A 23,373-nucleotide genomic window follows, 5' to 3' on the forward strand; every position below is an offset into this window, starting at 1 on the left:
AATGGAGGGGAAGCAGACCATCATGCGAAGGTCAACGCTGGCCGCTATCGCGGCCGTCGGCAGTGCGAGCTTGCTGCTCTCGGCGTGCAGCAAGGCCGACGACAACTCGGAGAACAAGGGCAACACGTCGGCTGAGGCCAACGCAGCGACCACGAGCGTCGTCAACGCCTCCACCCAGAAGGGCGGGACGGTCACGTACGAGTACTCGGACGTGCCGGACTCCTTCGACCCCGGCAACACGTACTACGCGTACATGTACAACTTCAGCCGGCTCTACGCCCGTCCGCTGATGACCTTCGCGCCCGGTCCGGGCGAGAAGGGCAACAACCTCGTCCCCGACCTGGCCGAGAGCAAGGGCCAGCCGAGCGACGGCGGCAAGACCTGGACGTACAAGCTGCGTGCGGGCCTGAAGTACCAGGACGGCACGCCGATCACCTCGAAGGACGTCAAGTACGCCGTCGAGCGCTCCAACTTCGCGCGTGACGTGATCTCCCTGGGCCCGAACTACTTCCAGCAGTTCCTCAAGGACGGCGCCAAGTACAAGGGCCCGTACAAGGACAAGAGCCCCGAGGGCCTGAAGGCGATCGAGACGCCGGACGACACCACCGTCGTCTTCCACCTCGACCGCCCGTTCCAGGAGTTCGACTACCTGGTCGCGACGCCGCAGACGGCGCCGGTGCCGCAGGCCAAGGACACCGGCATCGACTACGTCAAGAACATCGTGTCGTCCGGCTCCTACAAGTTCCAGAGCTACGAGGAGGGCAAGCAGGTCGTCCTCGTCCGCAACGAGAACTGGGACCCGAAGACCGACCCGCTGCGCAAGCAGTACCCGGACAAGATCGTCGTCAAGCTCAAGGTCAACGCCGAGACGATCGACCAGGACGTGCAGTCCGGCACCGCCATCGACTTCGGCGGCACCGGCGTCCAGGCCGCGACGCAGGCCAAGGTCGTCAACGACGCCAAGCTGAAGGCCAACACGGACAACACCTACGGTGGCCGTCTGGTCTACATGGCGATCAACAACCAGGTCGCCCCGTTCGACAAGGTCGAGTGCCGCAAGGCCGTCGAGTACGCCATCGACAAGGTCTCCGTGCAGACGGCCCTCGGCGGCCCGATCCGCGGTGAGGTCGCCACCACCGTCCTGCCGCCGGACATCGTCGGCTACGGCAAGGCGGACGTCTACGCCACCGAGGGCAACAAGGGCGACGTGGCCAAGGCCAAGGAGCAGCTCGAGGCCTGCGGCAAGAAGACCATCACCACCAACATCTCCGCCCGCAGCGACCGCCCGCAGGAGATCGACGCGGCCACCGCGATCATCGCCTCGCTGAAGAAGGTCGGCATCAACGCCAGCCTGAAGCAGTACCCGTCGGGCAAGTACTTCACCGACTACGCCGGTGTGCCCACGTTCACCAAGAAGCAGAACATCGGTCTGCACCTGATGCAGTGGGGTGCCGACTGGCCCTCCGGCTACGGCTTCCTGCAGCAGATCCTGAACGGCGGCGCGATCGGCACCTCGGGCAACACCAACCTGTCGTACATCGACGACAAGCAGATCAACGAGCTGCTCGGCAAGGCCATCGCCACCGAGGACGCGACCGAGCGCAACTCGCTCTACGCCGAGATCGACAAGCGCGCGATGGAGCAGGCCGCGCTCGTCCCGCTGACCTACTTCAAGGTCCTGCTGTACCGCCCGACCACCTTCACCAACCTGGTGTCCACGGCGGCCTTCAGCGGTCAGTACGACTACCTCAACATCGGCACGACCAAGAAGTAGCCCCGGAAGGCAGGTGAAGGCATTGGTGCCCGCGGGCTTCGCGGCCCGCGGGCACCAGCGCCGGTCCCCGTGATCTCGTACATCCTCCGTCGGACGTTCGCGGCAGTGATCCTGCTGCTGGTCGTCACCGCGGTCACCTTCGCGATCTTCTTCCTGCTGCCGCGGCTCGTCGGCCAGAGCGCCGACCAGCTCGCCCAGCAGTACATCGGAAAGAGTCCGACGAAGGCCGACATCGCCGCGGTCAAGCAGAACCTCGGCCTGGACCAGCCCCTCTACGTCCAGTACTGGCACTTCATCAAGGGGATCGTCAGCGGCGCCACCTACAACCTGGGCCCCACGACGGCGCGCTGCGACGCTCCGTGCTTCGGCTACTCCTTCAAGAACCACGTCGAGGTGTGGCCGCAGCTCACCTCCCGGCTCCCGGTGACGCTCTCCCTGGCCGGCGGCGCCGCCGTGCTCTGGCTGCTCTCCGGTGTCCTGATCGGTGTCATCTCGGCGCTCAAGCCCCGCAGTGTCTTCGACCGCACCTTCATGGGCGTCGCGCTCGCCGGTGTCTCGCTGCCGATGTTCTTCACCGGCAACCTGGCGCTGCTGCTGTTCACCTTCCAGTGGCCCATCTTCGGACGCACCTATGTGGCGTTCACCGAGAATCCGGGCCAATGGGCCAACACGCTCTTCCCGGCCTGGTGTTCACTGGCCCTGCTGTACTCCGCCATCTACGCGCGGCTCACCCGCTCGGGGATGCTGGAGACGATGAACGAGGACTTCATCCGCACGGCCCGCGCCAAGGGCCTGCGCGAGCGCACGGTCGTCACCCGGCACGGCCTGCGGGCCGCCCTGACGCCGATCATCACCGTCTTCGGCATGGACCTCGGCCTGCTGCTCGGCGGTGCGGTGATCACCGAGACGGTGTTCTCGCTCCCGGGCATCGGCCAGTACGCGGTGCAGGGCATCACCGACAACGACCTGCCGCCGATCCTCGGCGTCACCCTGCTCGCCGCCTTCTTCGTCGTCTTCGCCAACCTCCTGGTGGACCTGTTGTACGCCGCCGCCGACCCCCGGGTGAGGCTCTCGTGACCGAACTCTCCAGGACCGCGTCCGCCGCGGGCACCCCCGCGAACGCGCCCGACGCGTTCCTCACGGTCCGCGACCTCAAGGTGCACTTCCCGACCGACGACGGCCTGGTCAAGTCCGTCGACGGGCTCAGCTTCCAGGTGGAGAAGGGCAAGACCCTCTGCATCGTCGGCGAGTCGGGCTCGGGCAAGTCGGTCACCTCACTGGCCATCATGGGCCTGCACCGCCTCGGCCCCCGCGGCAAGAACGTCCGGATGTCCGGCGAGATCTGGCTCGACGGCAAGGAACTGGTCTCCGCCGAGCCGGACGAGGTGCGCCGGCTGCGCGGGCGCGAGATGGCGATGATCTTCCAGGACCCGCTGTCCGCGATGCACCCGTACTACTCGGTGGGCAGCCAGATCGTCGAGGCGTACCGGGTCCACCACGACGTCAGCCGCAAGGCGGCGCGCAAGCGGGCGGTCGAGATGCTCGACCGGGTCGGCATCCCCGAGCCCGGCAAGCGCGTCGACAGCTACCCGCACGAGTTCTCCGGCGGCATGCGCCAGCGCGCGATGATCGCCATGGCACTGGTCAACAACCCCGAACTGCTCATCGCCGACGAGCCGACGACGGCCCTCGACGTGACCGTCCAGGCACAGATCCTCGACCTCGTCCGCGATCTGCAGAAGGAGTTCGGCTCCGCGGTCGTGCTCATCACCCACGACCTCGGCGTGGTGGCCGAGATCGCCGACGACGTCCTCGTGATGTACGGCGGCCGGTGCGTGGAGCGCGGTTCGGTCGACGACGTCTTCGAGCGCCCCCAGCACCCCTACACCTGGGGACTGCTCGGCTCGATGCCCCGCATCGACCGCGAGACCTCAGAACGGCTCATCCCGGTCAAGGGCCAGCCGCCGAGCCTCATCAACGTCCCCTCGGGCTGCGCCTTCCACCCGCGCTGCCCGTACGCCGACCTCCCCAAGGGCAATGTCACCCGTACCGTGCGCCCGGAGCTCCAGCAGGTCGGCAGCGGGCACTACTCCGCCTGCCACCTCTCGCCGGAGGACCGCACGCGGATCTGGACCGAAGAGATTGTGCCGAAGCTGTGAGTGAGACGAAGAAGACGGACGGGACGAAGGTCCCGGCGCAGGCGGCGGCCCCCGGGGAGCGCGAGGTGCTGCTCAGGGTCGAGGGCCTGCAGAAGCACTTCCCGATCCGCAAGGGCGTCCTGCGGCGGCAGGTCGGCGCGGTCAAGGCCGTCGACGGCATCGACTTCGAGGTGCGCAAGGGCGAGACCCTCGGCGTGGTCGGCGAGTCGGGCTGCGGCAAGTCGACCATGGGCCGGGTCATCACCCGGCTCCAGGACCCGACCGGCGGTTCGATCCACTTCGAGGGCCAGGACATCACGCGGCTGAACACGGCCGGGATGCGCCCGCTGCGGCGGGACATCCAGATGATCTTCCAGGACCCGTACGGCTCCCTGAACCCGCGCCACACCATCGGCGGCATCGTCTCGGCACCGTTCCGCCTCCAGGGCGTGGAGCCCGAGGGCGGGGTGAAGAAGGAGGTCCAGCGGCTCCTGGAGCTGGTGGGCCTGAGCCCGGAGCACTTCAACCGCTACCCGCACGAGTTCTCCGGCGGCCAGCGCCAGCGCATCGGCATCGCCCGCGCGCTGGCCCTGAAGCCGAAGCTGGTGGTCGCGGACGAGCCGGTCTCCGCGCTGGACGTCTCCATCCAGGCCCAGGTCGTCAACCTGATGGACGACCTCCAGCAGGAACTGGGCCTGACGTACGTGATCATCGCGCACGACCTGTCCGTCGTCCGGCACGTCTCGGACCGGATCGCGGTGATGTACCTGGGCAAGATCGTCGAGCTGGCGGACCGCACCTCGCTGTACGAGGCGCCGATGCACCCGTACACCAAGGCCCTGATGTCGGCCGTGCCGGTGCCGGACCCGAAGCGCCGGGGCGCCAGGAGCGAGCGCATCCTGCTCCGCGGCGACGTGCCCTCGCCGATCGCGCCGCCCAGCGGCTGCCGTTTCCACACCCGGTGCTGGAAGGCCACGCAGATCTGCGCGACCACCGAGCCGCCGCTGAAGGAACTGCGGCCGGGGCAGCGGGTCGCCTGCCACCACCCGGAGAACTTCGCGGACCAGGCGCCGCAGGACGTCGTCCTGCTCTCCGACGCCAGGGCGGCGGCGGAGACGGTGCCGGAGAAGGCGCTCGCGGAGTCCGCGGCGACCTCGGCGGCGGTCGCCGCGGAGGTCGGCGGCGCGACGGCGGCGCCGGCCGGGGGCGCCGGACCGGCGGGGGAGTCCCCGGCGCCGGAGGAGGGCGCGGCCTCGGGAGGCTCCGGGGACTCCGCGGAGTCCGGGGAATCCTCCGGCGACAAGAAGTAACCTGCCCGTCCAGCGAACCCCCGCCTTCGTTTGCAAGGCGGGGGTTCGCCGTCGGGTGAGAATGTCAGGGTGTACCAGCAACTCTTCAGCCCCACCGTCCAGCACACGCTCGATCTGATCGGCATCTTCGTCTTCGCCATCTCCGGAGCGCTGCTGGCCGTCCGCAAGAACTTCGACGTGTTCGGCATCGCCGTCCTCGCCGAGGTCACCGCGCTGGGCGGCGGGCTGTTCCGGGACCTCGTCATCGGCGCCGTCCCGCCCGCGGCCTTCACGGACCTGGGGTACTTCGTCACCCCGCTCCTCGCCACGGTGCTGGTCTTCTTCCTGCACCCGCACGTCGAGCGCCTGCAGACCGGCGTGAACATCTTCGACGCGGCCGGTCTCGGCCTGTTCTGCGTCGCCGGCACCACCAAGGCGTACGACTACGGGCTCGGCCTCACCGCCTCCGCCTGCCTGGGGCTCGCCACGGCCGTCGGCGGCGGCGTGCTGCGCGACGTGCTCGCCAACGAGGTGCCCTCGCTGCTGCGCTGGGACCGCGACCTGTACGCCGTCCCGGCCATCGTCGGCTCCGCCATGGTCGCCCTGTGCATCCGTCAGGACGCCCTGACCCCGTTCACCACCGGGCTCGCCGTCGTCACCGCCTTCGTGCTGCGGCTGCTGGCCCTGCGCTACCACTGGCGGGCCCCGCGCGCCTGGAACCGGCGCTCGACGGCGGTGGAGGGCGAGTGACCCCCCCGCCCCCGGCGGGCCCGGCCCCCGGCCTCCCGCTTTCCGGCGGCCCGGCCCCCGCTTCCCGGCGGCCCGGCCCGCGGCTCCCTCTTCCCGCCGGCCCCGGTCCGGCAACCCCGGCTCCGGGGCGAGGCGTCCCTTTCAGGCCAAAGCTACCGCTTAGTAGATCCCTGGGGTACGGTTGCGGTCATGCCAGAAGCAGCCTCCGCGCCGGTCACCCGGGCCACCATCGGCGACAGCGAGTTCGACCGTGACACCGCCGTCGTCCGACGCGCCCCGGGCGTCTACGGCATCGACCTCTCCGCCGGCTGGACGATCATCAGCGCCGTCAACGGCGGCTATCTCCTGGCCGTCCTGGGCCGCGCCCTCGGCGACGCCCTGCCGCACCCCGACCCGTTCACCATCACGGCGCACTACCTCACCGCCTCGCGGCCCGGCCCCGCCGTGATCCGCACCGAGACGGTCCGCACCGGGCGCTCCCTCTCCACCGGCCAGGCGTCCCTCCTCCAGTACGACGACGAGGGCGCCGAGGTCGAGCGCATCCGCGTCCTCGCCTCCTACGGGGACCTGGGCACCCTGCCCGACGACGTCCGCACCGCCGCGCGCCCGCCCGTGCTGCCGCCCATGGAGCGGTGCTTCGGCCCCGAGGACGGCCCCGCGCCCGTCGAGGGAAGCTCGGCCATCACGGACCGGCTGACGCTCAGGCTGGACCCGGCCACTCTGGGCTGGGCGCTCGGACAGCCCTCCGGCAAGGGGGAGATGCGGTCCTGGTTCGGGCTGGCCGACGGCCGTGACGCCGACCCGCTCTCGCTGCTGCTCGCGGTGGACGCGCTGCCGCCCACCGCGTTCGAGCTGGGGCTCAAGGGCTGGGTGCCCACCGTCGAGCTGACCGCGCACGTGCGCTGCCGCCCGGCGCCCGGCCCGCTGCGGATCGCCGTCACCACGCGCAATCTCGCCGGGGGCTTCCTGGAGGAGGACGCCGAGGTCTGGGACAGCGCGGACCGGCTGGTCGCCCAGTCCCGCCAACTGGCCCGCGTCCGCCTGGGCTGACGCCGCCGTCCCGCGACCCGGGTCCGGTGATCCGGCCCGGTGATCCGGGCCGCGATCCGGGCTCCGTGGCCAGTGCCGGGGCCCGTCCCAGCTCCGAGGCCACCGCGCCCGTCCCGGCCCGGGTTCTTGCGCTGCCACGCCGGGCCGGGTCTTGCGCTCCCGCGCTCGGCTCCCGCTCCGGCTTCAGTGCTGTCGCCCCGCCCCGGCGCCTCGCGCCGCTGCTGCCTGGTTCCGGCTCCCGTGCCGCCGTCCCGGTCCGGCCAGGGGTCTCGTGCTGCCGTCCCGTCCCGGTTCCCGGGCTGCCGCGCCCCGTCCGGCCTCCGGCCCTGTGCCGCCGCCCCGGCTTCCGGAGCTGCTGGGCCCGCCCCGGCCCCTCGCGCCACCGCGTGCCCGGCCCTCCGTGCCGCCGTGCCGGCACCGGCGCCCGTGCCGCCGTCTCCGTCCGCCCCGGCTCGTCCCGCCGTTCACGGCCGGCCCGGGCCGTGCGCGCTGGCGCACCCGCCGGCCCGGGCCCCCCTTCCGGGCCGGAGGGCGCGGTGCAGGACGGCCGCGTCCGTCGGGTCCGGCCCCAGGGGCGCCCTCGGCCCGGGGGCGTGCGGGGGCGCCCCGTAGAATCGGGGGCACCATGGCTTACCTCGACCACGCCGCGACCACCCCGATGCTTCCCGAGGCGATCGAGGCACTCGCCGCACACCTTGGTGTCACCGGAAACGCCTCCTCCCTCCACGCGTCCGGCCGCCGCGCCCGGCGCACCGTGGAGGAGGCCCGCGAGACCCTCGCCGAGGCCCTCGGCGCCCGCCCCAGCGAGGTCGTCCTCACCTCCGGCGGCACCGAGGCCGACAACCTCGCCGTCAAGGGCCTGTACTGGGCCCGCCGCGCCGCCGACCCGGCCCGGACCAGGGTGCTGGCCAGCCCCGTCGAACACCACGCCGTCCTCGACGCCGTCCACTGGCTCGGCGAGCACGAGGGCGCCACCGTCGAGTACCTGCCCGTCGACGCGTACGGCGCCGTCCACCCCGAGGCCCTGCGCGAGGCCCTCGCCCGCGACCCCGGCGATGTGGCCCTCGTCACCGTGATGTGGGCCAACAACGAGATCGGCACCATCATGCCGGTCCGCGAACTGGCCGACGTGGCAGCCGAGTTCGGTGTCCCGCTGCACGCCGACGCGATCCAGGCGGTGGGCCAGCTCCCGGTGGACTTCGGTGCCTCCGGCCTGGCCGCGATGTCCGTCTCCGGCCACAAGATCGGCGGCCCCTACGGCATCGGCGCACTGCTCCTGGGCCGCGAGTACAGCCCCGTGCCCGTGCTGCACGGCGGCGGCCAGGAGCGCCACGTCCGCTCCGGCACCCTCGACGTGCCGGCCGTCGCCTCGTTCGCGGTCGCCGCCCGGCACGCCGTCACCCGGCAGCCCCGGTTCGCCCGCGAGGTCGGCAACCTGCGCGACCGGCTGGCCGAGGCGGTGCTCGACGCGGTGCCCGACGCCCTGCTCGGCGGCGACCCGGTGCGCCGGCTCCCGGCCAACGCCCACTTCACCTTCCCGGGCTGCGAGGGCGACTCCCTGCTCCTGCTGCTCGACGCCCAGGGCATCGAGTGCTCCACCGGCTCCGCCTGCACCGCCGGGGTCGCCCAGCCCAGCCACGTCCTGCTGGCCACCGGCACCGAGCCCGAACTGGCCCGCGGCACCCTGCGGTTCTCCCTCGGCCACACCTCCACGACGGACGATGTGGAGGCGGTCGCCAAGGCCATCGGCCCGGCGGTGGAACGGGCCCGCGCGGCCGGCCTGAGCTGAACCGGGCCGAACCGGGGGCTCGCCGGACCCGGCCCGCGCCGGGCGGCCCCGGCCCGCCGGGGCGTCAGCCGCCCGCGACCGCCGTGCCCGGCGACCCCGTCCCGGTGCCCGGCGTCGGGACCGAGGTGCGGGCGCGCCGCACCAGCCGCAGGTACCTGTCCCAGTCCCAGTGCGGCCCGGGGTCGGTGTGGTCGGCGCCCGGCACCTCCGCGTGCCCGATGATGTGCGCGCGGTCGACGGGTATCCCGTAGCGGGCGCAGATCCCCGCGGTCAGCTCGGCCGAGGCCGTGTACATGGCGTCCGTGAAGTCCTGCGGGCGGTCCACGAACCCCTCGTGCTCGATGCCCACACTGCGCTCGTTGTACTCCCTGTTCCCCGCGTGGTAGGCCACGTCCAGCTCGCGGATCATCTGGGTGACCCGCCCGTCGCGCCCCACCACGTAGTGGGCCGCCGCCCGGTGGCCCGGGTCCTGGAAGGCCCGCACCGCGCTCGCCAGACTGCCCTGGGTGACATGGACGACGACCCGGTCGACCCGGTAGTCGCCGGGACGGTCCGCCCGCCGCCAGTTCGCCTCCGAGGCGGCCACCCAGCGGGCCCCCTCGTAGTCCACCGCCCCCGGCACCCGCGGCGTCCGCTCCCCGGGCCCGCGCCACCACAGCGCCGCGCCGCCCAGGGCCACCGCCGTACCGCCGAACAACAGCGCCCGCCGGCCGATGTGCCGCTCCCGGCCGCCGGCCCCGCCCGATCCGCTCTTTTCCCCCATACCCGGGAGAACGGATATCCGAGGGTCCCGGTTCCCTTTCCCCTTACCCTGGAGGGGCTATGACTGACATCCCGCGGCCCGCCCGCCCCCTCCGCGTCCTCGCCGCCATGTCGGGCGGGGTCGACTCCGCCGTCGCCGCCGCCCGCGCGGCCGAGGCGGGGCACGACGTGACCGGCGTCCATCTCGCCCTCTCCGCGAACCCGCAGTCCTTCCGCACCGGCGCGCGGGGCTGCTGCACCATCGAGGACTCGCGGGACGCCCGCCGCGCGGCCGACGTCATCGGCATCCCGTTCTACGTCTGGGACCTCGCCGACCGCTTCCGCGAGGACGTCGTCGAGGACTTCGTCGCCGAGTACGAGGCCGGCCGCACCCCCAACCCCTGCCTGCGCTGCAACGAGAAGATCAAGTTCGCCGCGCTCCTCGACAAGGCGCTCGCGCTCGGCTTCGACGCCGTCTGCACCGGCCACTACGCCAAGGTGGTGCTGCGCGAGGACGGCCTCCGGGAGCTGCACCGCGCCTCCGACATGGCCAAGGACCAGTCCTACGTCCTCGGCGTGCTCGACGACCGGCAGCTCGCGCACGCCCTGTTCCCGCTCGGGGACACCGTCACCACCAAGGACGAGATCCGGGCCGAGGCCGCCCGACGGGGGCTCGCCGTCGCCCGGAAGCCCGACTCCCACGACATCTGCTTCATCGCCGACGGCGACACCCAGGGCTTCCTGGCCGGCCGCCTGGGCCGCGCCGAGGGCGACATCGTCGACGAGTCCGGGGCGCGGCTCGGCACCCACGAGGGCGCCTACGGCTTCACCATCGGCCAGCGCAAGGGCCTGCGCATCGGCACCCCCGCCCCCGACGGCAAGCCCCGGTACGTGCTGGACATCTCGCCGGTGGACAACACGGTGACGGTGGGCCCGGCCGAGGCCCTGGACGTCACCGCGCTCACCGCGATCAGGCCCCGCTGGTGCGGCGCCGCCCCGTCCGGCCCCGGCACCTACACGGCCCAGCTCCGCGCCCACGGCGGGGAGACGGAGGTCCGGGCGGAGGTCGTCGACGGAGCCCTGGAGGTCGCCTTCGCCGCGCCGGTGCGCGGTGTCGCCCCCGGCCAGGCCGTCGTCCTCTACGACGGCACCCGGGTGGTGGGCTCGGCGACCATCGCCTCCACCACGCGCGCCACGGCGGGCGCCGCCTGACGAGCGGCCGGGCACCGCGCCCCCTGGGCGCCCGGCCCGGCCGCCCGGCCCGGCCGCCCGCGGCGGCGCCGCCGCGCCGGTCAGAACACCTCCACGTCGTAGAAGCACAGGTGGTCCCTGATCGCGGCCACCTCCGGCTTCGGCTCCGGGTAGGCCCAGGCCAGGTCCGGCGCGTCCGGCAGCGACCAGTACGACGCGTCGCCCTTGAACGGGCAGTGCGTGTGCGTGCCGGACGGGGTCAGCAGATCGAGCCGCACGTCCCCGGCCGGGATGTAGTACCGGTCGGGGCAGCCCGTCTCGCGCAGCAGCAGCGCCCCGTCGCTCTCCGCCAGGACCCGGCCGCCGCGCACCACGCGCACGTGCCGTCCGCTGGGCCCGACGGTGATGCGGTGTCCCTCGCTCACGATCGTCCTCCTCGGTCGGTGGCCCCCGTCACATGGGCGCCCCCTTCAGGACAGCGTGCCCAAAGGCCGCGTTCTTCCCGACCGGGCCGCGCCGTACCGTGGGGCCATGAACATCTGCGTCTTCCTGTCCGCCGCCGACCTCGACGAGCGCTACACCCGTCCCGCGGGGGAGTTCGCCACCCTGCTCGGCAAGGGGGGCCACACCCTCGTCTGGGGCGGTTCCGACGTCGGGCTGATGAAGGTGGTCGCGGACGGCGTCCAGGAGGCCGGGGGGCGGCTGCTGGGCGTCTCCGTGGACTTCCTCGCGGACCGGGCCCGCGCGGACGCCGACGAGATGGTGATCGCCGGGGACCTGGGCGAGCGCAAGCGCCTGCTCCTGGAGAAGGCCGACGCGGTGGTGGTCATGGTCGGCGGCACCGGCACCCTGGACGAGGCGACCGAGATCCTGGAGCTGAAGAAGCACGGCCGCACCGACAAGCCGGTCGTCGTGCTCAACACGGCGGGCTTCTACGACGGCCTCCGCGAGCAGTTCCGCCGCATGGAGGACGAGGGCTTCCTGCCCCGGCCCCTGACCGACCTCGTGTTCTTCGCCGAGGAGCCGGTGGGCGCCCTCGCCCACCTGGAGGAGACCCTGGGCGTGGTCTGACCCCCCGGTGGTGCGAGCATGGCGGTCATGGCTACTCATGTGATCACCGGAGCGGGCTCGGGCATCGGCGCGGCCGTGGCCCGCCGACTGCACGAGCGCGGCGACGGCCTCGTGCTGCACGCCCGCGACGCGGGCCGGGCCCGGGAACTGGCCGCCGCCTTCCCCGGCGCCGCCACCCTGGTCGGGGACCTGGCCGACCCGGACCGGCTCTCCTGGGCCCTGTCGCACCAGTCGCCGCCGGACCGCGTCGACTCCCTCCTGCACATCGCCGGAGTGGTCGACCTCGGCCCGGTCGGGGATCTCACCCCCCGGACCTGGCACCACCAGCTCAACGTCAACCTGATCGCCCCCGCCGAGCTGACCCGGCTGCTGCTGCCGCAACTGCGCGCCGCCCAGGGACACGTGGTGTTCGTCAACTCCGGGGCCGGGCTGAACGCCTCCGCCAACTGGTCCGCGTACGCCGCCTCCAAGCACGGGCTGAAGGCCCTCGCGGACTCCCTGCGCCAGGAGGAGCACGCCCACGGCGTCCGCGTCACCTCCGTCTACCCCGGCCGCACCGCCGGCCCCATGCAGGTCAAGGTGCACAGTCAGGAGGGCAGGGAGTACGACCCGGCCCGCTGGATCGACCCGGAGTCGGTCGCCACGGCCCTCCTGGCCGCCCTCGACCTGCCCCGGGACGCCGAGGTCAACGACCTGACCATCCGCCCGGGCCGTTAGCCGGGGGCGGGCCCGGGGCCTCGGCCAACGGGCCCCGCGTGGGGGAGGGGCCGTACGCCGGGCGCCCGCACCCCGGGCCCCCGCGTCGGGCGCGCTCCCGCGCCGGGCCGCCGAGCCCGGATGACCGCGCACCGCCCCCCCCCGCCGGGGCGGGCCCACGCGTCCGCCGGGGACGGTGCGGGGCCGGGGCGGCTCCGCCCGGAGCGGGTGCCCGTCCGGGCACCTGCGCCCGCCGGGGGTCCGCGTCCGTCCGGGGGGCCGCGTCCGTCCGGGCACCCGCGCCCGCCCGCGAGGCCGTACCCGCCCCGCGCGTCCACCGGGCCGTGTCCCGCGCCGCGCCGCCCGACACCGCGTCCGCCCGGCCCCGCCGTCCCCGCAAGCCCGCGACCGGAGCGGCCGCGTCCCCGGTCCCTCCGGGGGCGGCGCCCGGCGGGGAGTCCGGCGCACCGCGCCCCCGCCCCCTGCGTACGCTTTCCCCGTGAACGACAACCGGCCCTTCGGCCCCGCCACCGGCATCGGCTCGCTGCCCGGCCTCGACGCCCGGGAGGCCGCCCGGACCGCCACCGGCAGCTTCGAGGACTTCCCCTTCCTCCCCGAGCTGCCCGCCCGCGGTCCCGGCGCCGACATGACCGGCCGCACCGCCGGGATGCTCGTGGAGCTGTACGCGCGCGTGGAGCCCAGCGGCTGGCGGCTCGGCGACCGCCCCGGCCGCGACACCCGGCGGGCCCGCGCCTGGCTCGCCGAGGACCTCGACGCGCTGGAGGAGTTCACCCAGGGCCACCAGGGGCCCCTCAAGGTGCAGGCCGTCGGCCCCTGGACGCTCGCCGCCGGCCTGGAGCTGCGCAACGGAGAGGCCGTCCTCTCCGACCCCGGCGCCCGCCGCGACCTCACCGCCTCCCTCGCCGAGGGCCTGCGCCTCCACCTCGCGGAGATCCGGCGGCGGGTGCCCGGCGCCACCCCCGTCCTCCAGCTCGACGAGCCGTCCCTGACCGCCGTCCTGACCGGCCGGGTCCGCACCGCCAGCGGCTACCGCACCCACCGCGCCGTGGACCGCCAGGAGGTCGAGGCCGCCCTCCGCGACCTCGTCGCCGTGCACGACGGCGGCCCCACCGTCGTCCACAGCTGCGCGCCCGCCGTCCCCTTCGCCCTGCTGCGCCGGGCCGGGGCGGCCGGGGTCTCCTTCGACGTCTCGCTGCTCACCGAACGTGACGACGAGGCGATCGGGGAGGCGGTCGAGGGCGGCACCCGGCTGTTCGCCGGTGTCGTGCCGGGGACGGACACGGCATTGTCCGAGCCTGCCGGTAGCGTCGGGGACGTCAGAACGTTGTGGCGCAGGCTGGGGCTGTCTCCGGGGCTTCTCGCGGACGCGGTCACGGTCACCCCGGCGTGCGGACTCGCGGGCGCGTCCCCCGAGTACGCCCGCCGGGCGCTCGCCCACTGCGTCCGGGCGGCGAGATCACTCGCGGACAACCCTGAGTAACGGGAGGACGACACGGTGGCCGGCGACAAGCAGGCGGAGACGACGAACGTGCCCGCGGAGGCGCGCGAGGAGCACGGCGGGCTCGCGGAGCGGATCGAGGAGCACCGCTTCCGGTACTACGTGAAGGACGCCCCCGTCGTCAGCGACGCGGAGTTCGACCGGCTGCTGCGCTCCCTGGAGGCGCTGGAGGAGGAGTACCCGGAGCTGCGCACCCCGGACTCCCCGACGCAGAAGGTCGCGGGCACCTACGAGACGGAGTTCACGGCCGTCGAGCACCGCTCCCGGATGCTCTCCCTCGACAACACCTTCAACGACGAGGAGCTCGCCGCCTGGACCGAGCGGATCGCCAAGGAGCTGGGCGACCAGGAGTACCACTTCCTCTGCGAGCTGAAGGTCGACGGACTCGCCGTCAACCTCACCTACGAGCACGGCCGCCTGGTCCGCGCCGCCACCCGGGGCGACGGCCGCACCGGCGAGGACATCACGCCCAACGTCCGCACCATCGCCGGGATCCCCGACCGCCTCGCCGGGGAGGAGGTGCCCGGCCTCGTCGAGATCCGCGGCGAGGTCTACTTCCCGATGGAGAAGTTCCAGGAGCTGAACGCCCGGCTGACCGCCGCCGGCGACAAGCCCTTCGCCAACCCGCGCAACGCGGCGGCCGGATCGCTGCGCCAGAAGGACCCCAGGGTCACCGCCACCCGCCCGCTGCGCATGGTCGTCCACGGCATCGGCGCCCTGGAGGGCTACACCGGCCTGACCCGGCTCTCCGGGGCGTACGGCCTGCTGGAGACCTGGGGCCTGCCCACCTCCGCGCACAACCGGGTGGTCGACGGGCTCGACGGCATCCGGGAGTTCATCGCGTACTACGGCGAGCACCGGCACTCCGTGGAGCACGAGATCGACGGCGTCGTCGTCAAGCTCGACGAGATCCGCCTCCAGGGCCGCCTCGGCTCCACCGCCCGGGCCCCGCGCTGGGCCATCGCGTACAAGTACGCGCCGGAGGAGGTCAACACCAAGCTGATCGACATCAAGGTCGGCGTCGGCCGCACCGGCCGCGTCACCCCCTACGCCCAGGTCGAGCCGGTCACCGTGGCGGGCAGCGAGGTGGAGTTCGCCACCCTGCACAACCAGGAGGTCGTCAAGGCCAAGGGCGTCCTCATCGGCGACATCGTGGTGCTGCGCAAGGCCGGTGACGTGATCCCCGAGATCCTCGGCCCGGTCGCCGACCTCCGCGAGGGCAGGGAGGAGGAGCTGCACAGGTTCGTCATGCCGACCGAGTGCCCGGAGTGCGGGACGACGCTCGTGGAGAAGAAGCAGGGCGACATCGATCTGCGCTGCCCCAACGCCCGCACCTGCCCGGCCCAGCTCCGCGAGCGCCTCGCCTACCTCGCGGGCCGCGAGTGCCTCGACATCGAGCACTTCGGCGGAGTCGTCGCCGCCGCCCTCACCCGGCCGCTGGAACCGGCCGAACCGCCGCTCGCCGACGAGGGCGACCTCTTCGACCTCACCCTCGAACAGCTCCTGCCCATCCGGGCGTACGTCCTCGACCCGGACAGCGGGCTGCCCAAGCGCGACCCGAAGACCGGCGAGGAGAAGATCGTCCCCGTCTTCGCCACCAAGGACGGCGAGCCCAGGAAGAACACGGTCGCCCTGCTGGAGAACATCAGGGAGGCCAGGACCCGCCCGCTGGCCCGCTTCCTCAACGGCCTCTCCATCCGCTACGTGGGCCCGGTCGCCGCCCAGGCCCTCGCCCGGGAGTTCCGCTCCGTCGACCGCATCGAGCAGGCCACCGAGGAGGAGCTGGCCGCCACCGTCGGCGTCGGCGCCACCATCGCCGCTGCCGTCAAGGAGTGGTTCACCGAGGAGTGGCACCGCGAGATCGTCCGGAAGTGGAAGGCCGCCGGCGTCCCGCTGGAGGACCACGCCACCGGCGAGGAGGAGGGCCCCCGCCCCCTTGAGGGCCTGACCGTCGTCGTCACCGGCACCCTGGAGCGCCACACCCGGGACGGCGCCAAGGACGCCCTCCAGAGCCGCGGCGCCAAGGTGACCGGATCGGTCTCCAAGAAGACCTCCTTCGTCGTCGTCGGGGACAGTCCCGGCTCCAAATACGACAAGGCCGTTCAACTCAAGGTGCCCGTCCTGGACGAGGACGGATTCGCCGTCCTGCTCGACCAGGGCCCCGAGGCCGCGGCCGCCGCCGCGCTTTCGGCCGAGGAATAACGGTTGAACGTCGCTGGATCGGCGCATACCAGATGCATACGGGTGGCCAGGCCGCATTCGGGCAACCGTTGACGACCGGTGCCGCAGGGAGCCCTTGGCGGCCTAGTGTTGAGGTTGTGCGCCCGCCGTGCCCGGTCACGGCCGGGTCGCATGGCCCCTGCCCATGGAACAGGGGGAAGGGGTCTCCCATGCGGAGCCGCTGATGGATGTCGGGCGTCGGGCCGCGTGGTGGGCACCGCCGGCTGTGAGAGGGACGGGAATGGAACCGACCGAGAGCGCCGCCGCGGGCTCACGGCCGCGCCTGCGGCGACTGGTCAGCGCCTGGTGGGGCATCAGATCCCCCGCACCGGGGGGCGGCACACCGCGCCCGGCGGTGCCCGGACGCCCCGCCGGGCACCGGACGGCCCTCGCGCTGCCCTGCCGCTCGGAGGAGCACGCCGACACCGAGCGCCATCCGGCCTGGCCCGCGCTGCCCGCCGTGATCGTCGCCCTCGCCGCGTTCGTGCTGGGCGCCGGGTACTACCGGGCCCTCAGCGGCGGCCACCCCCTCTTCCCGTCCGGGACCGCGGGCTGGTCGCTGGCCGTGCTCGCCGGCATCGTCGTCGGACACCTCGTCATGCTCGGCCGCTCCCGCTGGTGGGGAGGGACCGGCTCGGGCGCGGCGCTCACCCTGGCCGTCCTGCTGCTCCACGGCTGGGTGCCGGCCGGGATGGTCAGCCTCACCGTCGTCGTCCTGGTCGGCGTCGCCCGCCGGGGGAGCTGGCGCCAGGGCGTCCTGCACGGCGCCGTGGACATCCTCGGCATCGCCGCCGGGGCCCTGGTGCTCGGTGTCTGCGGCTCCGTCCCCACCGTCGAGCACCCCTGGGACCCGACGGCCTGGGGGCCCTACGCGGTGCCCAAGGTGGCGCTGGTCGCCCTCGCCTACCTCGTCGTCACCCGCGCCCTGCTCTGGTACCTCCAGACCCCGCGCCCCGGGCTGCCCACCGTCGCCCGCACCGCCCTGCTGCGGCAGGGGCTGCTGGCCGTCGCCCTGCTCGGCATCGCCCCGCTGATCTGCGTGGTGGCCGTCGCCAAGCCGCTGCTGCTGCCGCTGTTCTCCATTCCCCTGATCGCCCTCGACTCCACCCTGTGGATCGCCCGCGCCCGCGCCGAGGAGCAGCTCCGCGACCCGCTCACCGGACTGCCCAACCGGCAGTGGCTGCTGGAGCGCACCTGGACCGCGCTGGACGAGGCCGAACGCTCCGGGGCCCGCGCCGCCCTCATGCTGATCGACCTCGACCGCTTCCGCTCGGTCAACGACACCCTCGGGCACCTGGCGGGCGACCGGCTGCTGCTGCAGACCGCCGACCGGCTCCGCCAGGCCCTCCCGCGCGGGGCGGAGGCCGCCCGGCTCGGCGGCGACGAGTTCGCCGTTTTACTGCCGGTCGCGGACTCCACCACCGCCGCGGCCCGGGTCGCCCGGGGCCTGGTCACCGAACTCAGCTCCCCGCTCGACCTGGACGGGCTGACCCTCGTCCTGGAGGCCAGCGCCGGGGTCGCGGTCTTCCCCGACCACGCGCTCGACGCCGAGGGGCTGCTGCGCCGTGCCGACGTGGCGATGTACCAGGCGAAGCGGGACCGCACCGGGGTGGAGGCCTACGAGTCCAAGCGCGACTCCAACACCCCCGACCGGCTCGGACTCCTGGGCGACCTGCGCCGCGCCCTGGACGCCCACGAGGTGCGCCTCCACTACCAGCCCAAGGTCCGCTTCGACGGCCAGGTGGCCGGGCTGGAGGCGCTGGTCCGCTGGGTCCACCCGGAGCGGGGCAAGGTGCCGCCGGACGAGTTCATAGCCATCGCCGAGTCCTCCGGGCTGATGCCCCGCCTCACCGAGTACGTGCTGGAGACGGCGCTCGCCCAGGTCGCCCAGTGGCGCTCGCAGGGGCTGTTCGTGCCGGTCGCCGTCAACGTCTCCCCGCGCGACGTGCACAGCCCCGGCTTCGCCGGATCGGTCGCCGCCCGGCTCGCCCGGCACGGGGTCCCGGCGGGAGCGCTCCAACTGGAGATCACCGAGCACGTCCTGCTGGAGGACCCGCAGCGCGCCGCCGACACCCTCAACGCGCTGACCGGACACGGCGTCAAGATGTCGCTGGACGACTTCGGCACCGGCTACTCCTCCCTCGTCCACCTGCGCCGGCTCCCCGTCAGCGAGCTGAAGATCGACCGCTCGTTCGTGGCCCGGCTGGCCGTGGACACCGAGGACGCGGAGATCGTGCGCTGCACCGTCGACCTCGCCCACTCCCTCGGCCTGCTGGTCGTCGCCGAGGGCGTCGAGGACGACGAGACCTGGGAGCGGCTGCGCGACCTCGGCTGCGACGCCGTGCAGGGCTGGCTGGTGGCCGCCGCGATGCCGCCGGACGAGACCACCGCCTGGCTGCTCGCCCGGGGCGCCCGGGGCTGGCAGCGCTCCACCGCCGCGCTGCCCGCCGCCCGGGTCGACGAGCCCCGCCGGACGCCCTGACGGCACCCTGACCCTGAGGCCCCCGCCCCGGGCCCGGCGTCCGGCCCGGGCGCCCGCCCGGGGCGCCCCGGGCGGGCGCGGGGAGGCGGCGGTCCTCCGCCATCGGGGCCGACCGGTCCGGAGGCCGGGCCCGGCCGCGCGTCCGCCCGGCGGGCCCCGCGGGCCCGCCCGGTCCCGGACGCCCCCGGCGCGCGGGACCCGGCCCCGCGGCGGGCATGCGCGGCCGGCCCGCCCTGCGGTACGCCTCGGTGGCGGCCCGCCCGGTGGCGGGCGGCGAAGCCCCGAAGGCCCCGGGCCCTGGAATTCGCCCCGGACCGAGGGGCCGCCGCCGTGCCGGGCCACCGTGCGCAGCCCCGCCCCCCTCCGCGCCCGCTCGCCGGAATCCCGGGCCGGGCCGTGGGCCAGGGCCGGAAGGGGTCGGCGGCCCCGGTGTCCGCCCTTCCGCCGGAGCCTCGTCTCGGCGCCCGCCCGCACGGCGGGTGCCTCCCCGGCGCCGCGCGTCGGGAGGCGACCGGCGCCCGCCCGCCCGCCGGAAACCCGGGCCGGCCCGGATGCCGGGGCCCGACCGGGGCGGCGAACCGGGCATGTGCCTGTCCGCCCGTCGGGGGGCGAACCGGGCATGTGCCTGTCCGCCCGTCGGGCGCCGAACCGCGCATGCGTCTGTCCGCCCGCCGGGGCGAACCCGGCATCCCCCGGCCGCCCGTCGGCACACGCCCGCCGGCGCCTCCGCGCGGGCGTGCCCGCCCCCGGCGCGGCCCCCGACGAATCCACCGAACGGGTGAACATCACCCCGTACCGCGCGGGGCGCCGCCCGGCGGTCGCCGGGCCGGGGAAACCGATGTACGACCATCCGGCCCGGCCCCATAGGATTGGCTCCAAACCACACACACTCACCCCAGAGGAACGCTGCATGCCTGGCATCACGCGCGAGGAGGTCGCCCACCTCGCCCGGCTGGCGCGTCTGGAGCTGAAGCCCGAAGAGCTCGATCACTTCGCGGGACAGCTCGACGACATCATCGGCGCGGTCGCCCGCGTCAGCGAGGTCGCCGACCAAGACGTACCGCCGACCTCGCACCCGCTCCCGCTGACGAACGTCATGCGGGCGGACGAGGTCCGTCCGTCGCTCACGCCCGAGCAGGCGCTCTCCGGCGCCCCGGCCCAGGAGCAGCAGCGTTTCAAGGTGCCGCAGATCCTGGGGGAGGAGTAACCGTCATGAGCGACATCATCAGGCTCACCGCGGCCGAGATCGCCGCGAAGATCGCCGCCGGTGAACTGACCGCGGTCGAGGTCACCGAGGCCCACCTGGCCCGGATCGAGGCCGTCGACGAGAAGGTGCACGCCTTCCTGCACGTCGACCGCGAGGGCGCCCTCGCCCAGGCCCGCGCCGTCGACGAGAAGCGCGCCCGGGGCGAGAAGCTCGGCCCGCTGGCCGGCGTCCCCCTCGCGCTGAAGGACATCTTCACCACCGAGGGCGTGCCGACCACCGTCGGCTCCAAGATCCTCGAAGGCTGGATCCCGCCGTACGACGCGACCGTCACCAAGCGGCTCAAGGCCGCCGACGTCGTCATCCTCGGCAAGACCAACATGGACGAGTTCGCCATGGGGTCCTCCACCGAGAACAGCGCCTACGGCCCGACCGGCAACCCCTGGGACCTCACCAGGATCCCCGGCGGCTCCGGCGGCGGTTCCTCGGCCGCGCTCGCCTCCTTCGAGGCGCCGCTCGCCATCGGCACCGACACCGGCGGCTCCATCCGCCAGCCGGCCGCCGTCACCGGCACCGTCGGCGTCAAGCCGACCTACGGCGCCGTCTCCCGCTACGGGATGGTCGCCTTCTCCTCCTCCCTCGACCAGGGCGGCCCCTGCGCCCGCACGGTCCTGGACGCGGCCCTGCTGCACGAGGTGATCGCCGGCCACGACCCGATGGACTCCACCTCCGTCGACGCGCCCGTCCCGCCGGTGGTCGAGGCCGCCCGCAACGGCAGCGTCGCGGGGATGCGCGTCGGCGTCGTCAAGCAGTTCCGCGGCGAGGGCTACCAGGCCGGTGTCGTCCAGCGCTTCGACGAGTCCGTCGAGCTGCTGCGCGGGCTGGGCGCCGAGATCGTCGAGCTGGACTGCCCGTCCTTCGACCTCGCCCTCTCGGCGTACTACCTGATCGCCCCCTCCGAGTGCTCCTCCAACCTCGCCCGCTTCGACGGCCTGCGCTACGGCCTGCGGACCGGCGACGACGGCACGCACTCCGCCGAGGAGGTCACCTCCCTGACCCGCGAGGCCGGCTTCGGCCCCGAGGTCAAGCGGCGCGTCATGCTCGGCACCTACGCCCTGTCGAGCGGCTACTACGACGCGTACTACGGCAGCGCCCAGAAGGTCCGCACCCTGATCACGCGGGACTTCGAGCGTGCCTTCGAGCAGGTCGACGTGATCGTCTCGCCGACCACCCCGACCACCGCCTTCGCGATCGGGGAGCGCGCCGACGACCCGATGGCGATGTACCTGGCCGACCTGTGCACCATCCCCACCAACCTGGCGGGCAACGCGGCCATGTCGCTGCCCTGCGGGCTCGCCCCCGAGGACAACCTGCCGGTGGGACTGCAGATCATCGCCCCCGCCATGAAGGACGACCGGCTCTACAGGGTCGGCGCCGCCGTCGAGGCCGCCTTCGTGGAACAGTGGGGTCACCCGCTGATCGAGGAGGCACCGTCGCTGTGAGCAAGGCACTGTCGAAGGCCAAGGGCTTCAAGAAGTCCAAGAACGGCCTCTACCTGTCCATGGCCACCACCGCGTTCGGCGCGCTCGGCATCGCCAAGCAGGCCAGGCAGGCCCGCGCCGAGAGCGACACGCTCCGGCTGGTCGACGCCGCCGTGTCCGCCGCCGCGATCGTCACCGGCCTCGCCATCCTCTACCGCGAGGTGAAGCGCCTCGGCGACGACGACGTCCTGCTGGGCTGAGAGGGAAGTTTCACCGTGACCACCACGACCGACCTGGTGTCGTACGAGGACGCGCTGGCGTCGTACGACCCCGTCATGGGCCTTGAGGTCCATGTCGAACTCGGCACCCGCACCAAGATGTTCTGCGGCTGCTCCACCGCGCTCGGCTCCGGACCGAACACCCAGACCTGCCCGGTCTGCCTCGGCATGCCCGGCGCGCTCCCGGTCGTCAACGCGACCGGCGTGGAGTCCGCGATCAGGATCGGCCTCGCGCTGAACTGCGAGATCGCCGAGTGGTGCCGCTTCGCCCGGAAGAACTACTTCTATCCGGACATGCCGAAGAACTTCCAGACCTCCCAGTACGACGAGCCGATCGCCTTCGACGGCTACCTCGACGTACAGCTGGAGGACGGCGAGACCTTCCGGGTGCAGATCGAGCGCGCCCACATGGAGGAGGACACCGGCAAGTCGACGCACGTCGGCGGCGCCACCGGCCGCATCCACGGCGCCTCGCACTCCCTGCTCGACTACAACCGGGCCGGCATCCCGCTCATTGAGATCGTCACCAGGCCCATCGAGGGCGCGGGCGAGCGGGCCCCGGAGGTCGCGCGGGCGTACGTCCGGGAGCTGCGCGAGGTCATCCGGGCGCTCGGCGTGTCCGACGCCCGCATGGAGATGGGCCAGATGCGCTGCGACGTGAACCTGTCGCTGCGCCCGCACGGCCGCGAGCGGTTCGGCACCCGCAGCGAGACCAAGAACGTCAACTCGCTGCGCTCCGTGGAGCGCGCCGCCCGCTTCGAGATCCAGCGGCACGCCGCGGTCCTCTCCTCGGGCGGCACGATCATCCAGGAGACCCGCCACTTCCACGAGGACACGGGGTCCACCACCTCGGGCCGGGTGAAGGAGGAGGCGGAGGACTACCGGTACTTCCCGGAGCCCGACCTGGTGCCGGTCGCCCCGTCCCGCGAGTGGGTCGAGGAGATCCGCGCCGCGCTGCCCGAGCTGCCGCTGGTGCGCCGCAACCGGCTCCGCGAGGAGTGGGGCGTGAGCGGCACCGAGATGCAGGCGATCCTCAACGCCGGTGCCCTGGAGCCGATCGTCGCGACGATCGACGCCGGCGCCGACGCGGCCTCCGCCCGCAAGTGGTGGATGGGCGAGCTGGCCCGCAGCGCCAACGAGTCCGGCACCGCGCTGGACGAGCTGGCGATCACCCCGGCGCAGGTCGCCCGGGTGTCCGAGCTGGTCGCCGGGGGCGATCTCAACGACAAGCTGGCCCGCCAGGTCATCGAGGGCGTGCTCGCCGGGGAGGGCACCCCGGACGAGGTCGTCGACCGCCGCGGCCTGAAGGTCGTCTCCGACGAGGGCGCCCTGACCACCGCCGTCGACGAGGCCATCGCGGGCAACCCGGGCATCGCGGACAAGATCCGCGGTGGCAAGGTGGCCGCGGCCGGCGCCCTGGTCGGCGCGGTCATGAAGGCGACCCGCGGCCAGGCGGACGCGGCCCGGGTCAAGGAGCTGATCCTGGAGCGGCTCGGCGTCACCGAGGGCTGATCCACGCCGCCGGGCCCGGCCCGGCGGCGGTGCCCGAAGGGGCGGTGCGCGGGACCCGGTCCCGGCGCGCCGCCCCTTCCGCGTTCACCGGACCGGGACCGGGCCGGGGGCGGCAGGTCGCCCGTGTCGCGGCCGTCGGGAGACCGCCGGGGGAGACGCGCACCGTACCCGCAGCCCGCAGCCCGCAG

19 protein-coding genes are annotated in these 23,373 nt (G+C 73.6%); 17 read left to right on the forward strand and 2 right to left on the reverse strand.

Annotated features, from left to right (window positions below; translation table 11 throughout):
• Position 1 precedes the first annotated feature (1 nt).
• The 7 genes from GTY84_RS04350 to GTY84_RS04380 all read left to right on the forward strand — a co-directional run bounded on the left by GTY84_RS04350 (position 2) and on the right by GTY84_RS04380 (position 8,790).
• Positions 2-1,774: an ABC transporter substrate-binding protein gene (locus GTY84_RS04350; protein ID WP_161224755.1), complete on the forward strand. Its 1,773-nt coding sequence runs from the start codon at positions 2-4 to the stop codon at positions 1,772-1,774.
• A gap of 69 nt (positions 1,775-1,843) precedes the next feature.
• Positions 1,844-2,851, forward strand: a complete 1,008-nt coding sequence (locus GTY84_RS04355; protein WP_161224756.1) for an ABC transporter permease — start codon at positions 1,844-1,846, stop codon at positions 2,849-2,851.
• Complete coding sequence (locus GTY84_RS04360; protein WP_161224757.1) at positions 2,848-3,933, forward strand: ABC transporter ATP-binding protein; 1,086 nt, start codon at positions 2,848-2,850, stop codon at positions 3,931-3,933. The genes GTY84_RS04355 and GTY84_RS04360 overlap by 4 nt, the downstream gene beginning before the upstream one ends.
• Entirely contained in the window at positions 3,930-5,222 is a 1,293-nt protein-coding gene (locus GTY84_RS04365; protein ID WP_345943336.1) for a dipeptide ABC transporter ATP-binding protein, read from the forward strand. Before GTY84_RS04360 ends, GTY84_RS04365 begins: the two co-directional genes overlap by 4 nt.
• Positions 5,223-5,291: 69 nt before the next feature.
• Entirely contained in the window at positions 5,292-5,951 is a 660-nt protein-coding gene (locus GTY84_RS04370; RefSeq protein WP_161224758.1) for a trimeric intracellular cation channel family protein, read from the forward strand.
• A 189-nt stretch (positions 5,952-6,140) separates the two neighbouring features.
• Positions 6,141-7,001 carry a thioesterase family protein gene (locus tag GTY84_RS04375; protein ID WP_161224759.1) on the forward strand — a complete coding sequence of 287 codons (861 nt, stop codon included), beginning with the start codon at positions 6,141-6,143 and terminating at the stop codon, positions 6,999-7,001.
• A gap of 625 nt (positions 7,002-7,626) precedes the next feature.
• On the forward strand, positions 7,627-8,790 hold the full coding sequence (locus GTY84_RS04380; RefSeq protein WP_161224760.1) for a cysteine desulfurase family protein: 1,164 nt from the start codon (positions 7,627-7,629) through the stop codon (positions 8,788-8,790).
• A 64-nt stretch (positions 8,791-8,854) separates the two neighbouring features.
• Here GTY84_RS04380 and GTY84_RS04385 read toward each other — a convergent pair whose 3' ends face one another.
• Positions 8,855-9,553, reverse strand: coding sequence for a peptidoglycan recognition family protein (locus GTY84_RS04385; RefSeq protein WP_161224761.1), 699 nt, complete (start codon positions 9,551-9,553; stop codon positions 8,855-8,857).
• Between the two features lie 59 nt (positions 9,554-9,612).
• Here GTY84_RS04385 and mnmA point away from each other — a divergent pair, with 59 nt between their 5' ends.
• The gene (mnmA, locus tag GTY84_RS04390; RefSeq protein ID WP_161224762.1) at positions 9,613-10,743 is read left to right on the forward strand and encodes a tRNA 2-thiouridine(34) synthase MnmA; all 1,131 of its coding nucleotides are present in this window, start codon (positions 9,613-9,615) and stop codon (positions 10,741-10,743) included.
• An 80-nt stretch (positions 10,744-10,823) separates the two neighbouring features.
• Here the strand turns inward: mnmA and GTY84_RS04395 are convergent, their stop codons facing one another.
• Positions 10,824-11,147 carry a DUF427 domain-containing protein gene (locus GTY84_RS04395; RefSeq protein WP_161224763.1) on the reverse strand — a complete coding sequence of 108 codons (324 nt, stop codon included), beginning with the start codon at positions 11,145-11,147 and terminating at the stop codon, positions 10,824-10,826.
• A gap of 106 nt (positions 11,148-11,253) precedes the next feature.
• Here GTY84_RS04395 and GTY84_RS04400 point away from each other — a divergent pair, with 106 nt between their 5' ends.
• From GTY84_RS04400 to gatB, 9 genes are all read left to right on the forward strand, one after another.
• On the forward strand, positions 11,254-11,793 hold the full coding sequence (locus tag GTY84_RS04400; RefSeq protein WP_161224764.1) for a TIGR00730 family Rossman fold protein: 540 nt from the start codon (positions 11,254-11,256) through the stop codon (positions 11,791-11,793).
• Between the two features lie 18 nt (positions 11,794-11,811).
• Positions 11,812-12,510, forward strand: coding sequence for an SDR family oxidoreductase (locus tag GTY84_RS04405; RefSeq protein ID WP_161224765.1), 699 nt, complete (start codon positions 11,812-11,814; stop codon positions 12,508-12,510).
• Positions 12,511-12,988: 478 nt separating this feature from the next.
• Complete coding sequence (locus tag GTY84_RS04410; RefSeq protein ID WP_161224766.1) at positions 12,989-13,990, forward strand: methionine synthase; 1,002 nt, start codon at positions 12,989-12,991, stop codon at positions 13,988-13,990.
• Between the two features lie 15 nt (positions 13,991-14,005).
• Entirely contained in the window at positions 14,006-16,210 is a 2,205-nt protein-coding gene (gene ligA / locus GTY84_RS04415; protein WP_161224767.1) for an NAD-dependent DNA ligase LigA, read from the forward strand.
• 259 nt (positions 16,211-16,469) lie between these two features.
• Entirely contained in the window at positions 16,470-18,710 is a 2,241-nt protein-coding gene (locus GTY84_RS04420) for a bifunctional diguanylate cyclase/phosphodiesterase (protein ID WP_161224768.1), read from the forward strand.
• Between the two features lie 910 nt (positions 18,711-19,620).
• Positions 19,621-19,917, forward strand: coding sequence for an Asp-tRNA(Asn)/Glu-tRNA(Gln) amidotransferase subunit GatC (gene gatC, locus GTY84_RS04425; RefSeq protein WP_006130840.1), 297 nt, complete (start codon positions 19,621-19,623; stop codon positions 19,915-19,917).
• A gap of 5 nt (positions 19,918-19,922) precedes the next feature.
• Positions 19,923-21,416 (forward strand): Asp-tRNA(Asn)/Glu-tRNA(Gln) amidotransferase subunit GatA, encoded by a 1,494-nt coding sequence (gene gatA / locus GTY84_RS04430; protein ID WP_161224769.1) that lies wholly within the window; start codon positions 19,923-19,925, stop codon positions 21,414-21,416.
• Entirely contained in the window at positions 21,413-21,655 is a 243-nt protein-coding gene (locus GTY84_RS04435; protein WP_161224770.1) for a hypothetical protein, read from the forward strand. Before gatA ends, GTY84_RS04435 begins: the two co-directional genes overlap by 4 nt.
• Before the next feature lie 15 nt (positions 21,656-21,670).
• Complete coding sequence (gatB, locus tag GTY84_RS04440; protein WP_161224771.1) at positions 21,671-23,185, forward strand: Asp-tRNA(Asn)/Glu-tRNA(Gln) amidotransferase subunit GatB; 1,515 nt, start codon at positions 21,671-21,673, stop codon at positions 23,183-23,185.
• Positions 23,186-23,373: the final 188 nt, after the last annotated feature.

The sequence above is a fragment of the Streptomyces sp. SID8352 genome, assembly GCF_009862265.1.
In the GTDB taxonomy this organism is placed as follows: Bacteria; Actinomycetota; Actinomycetes; order Streptomycetales; family Streptomycetaceae; genus Streptomyces.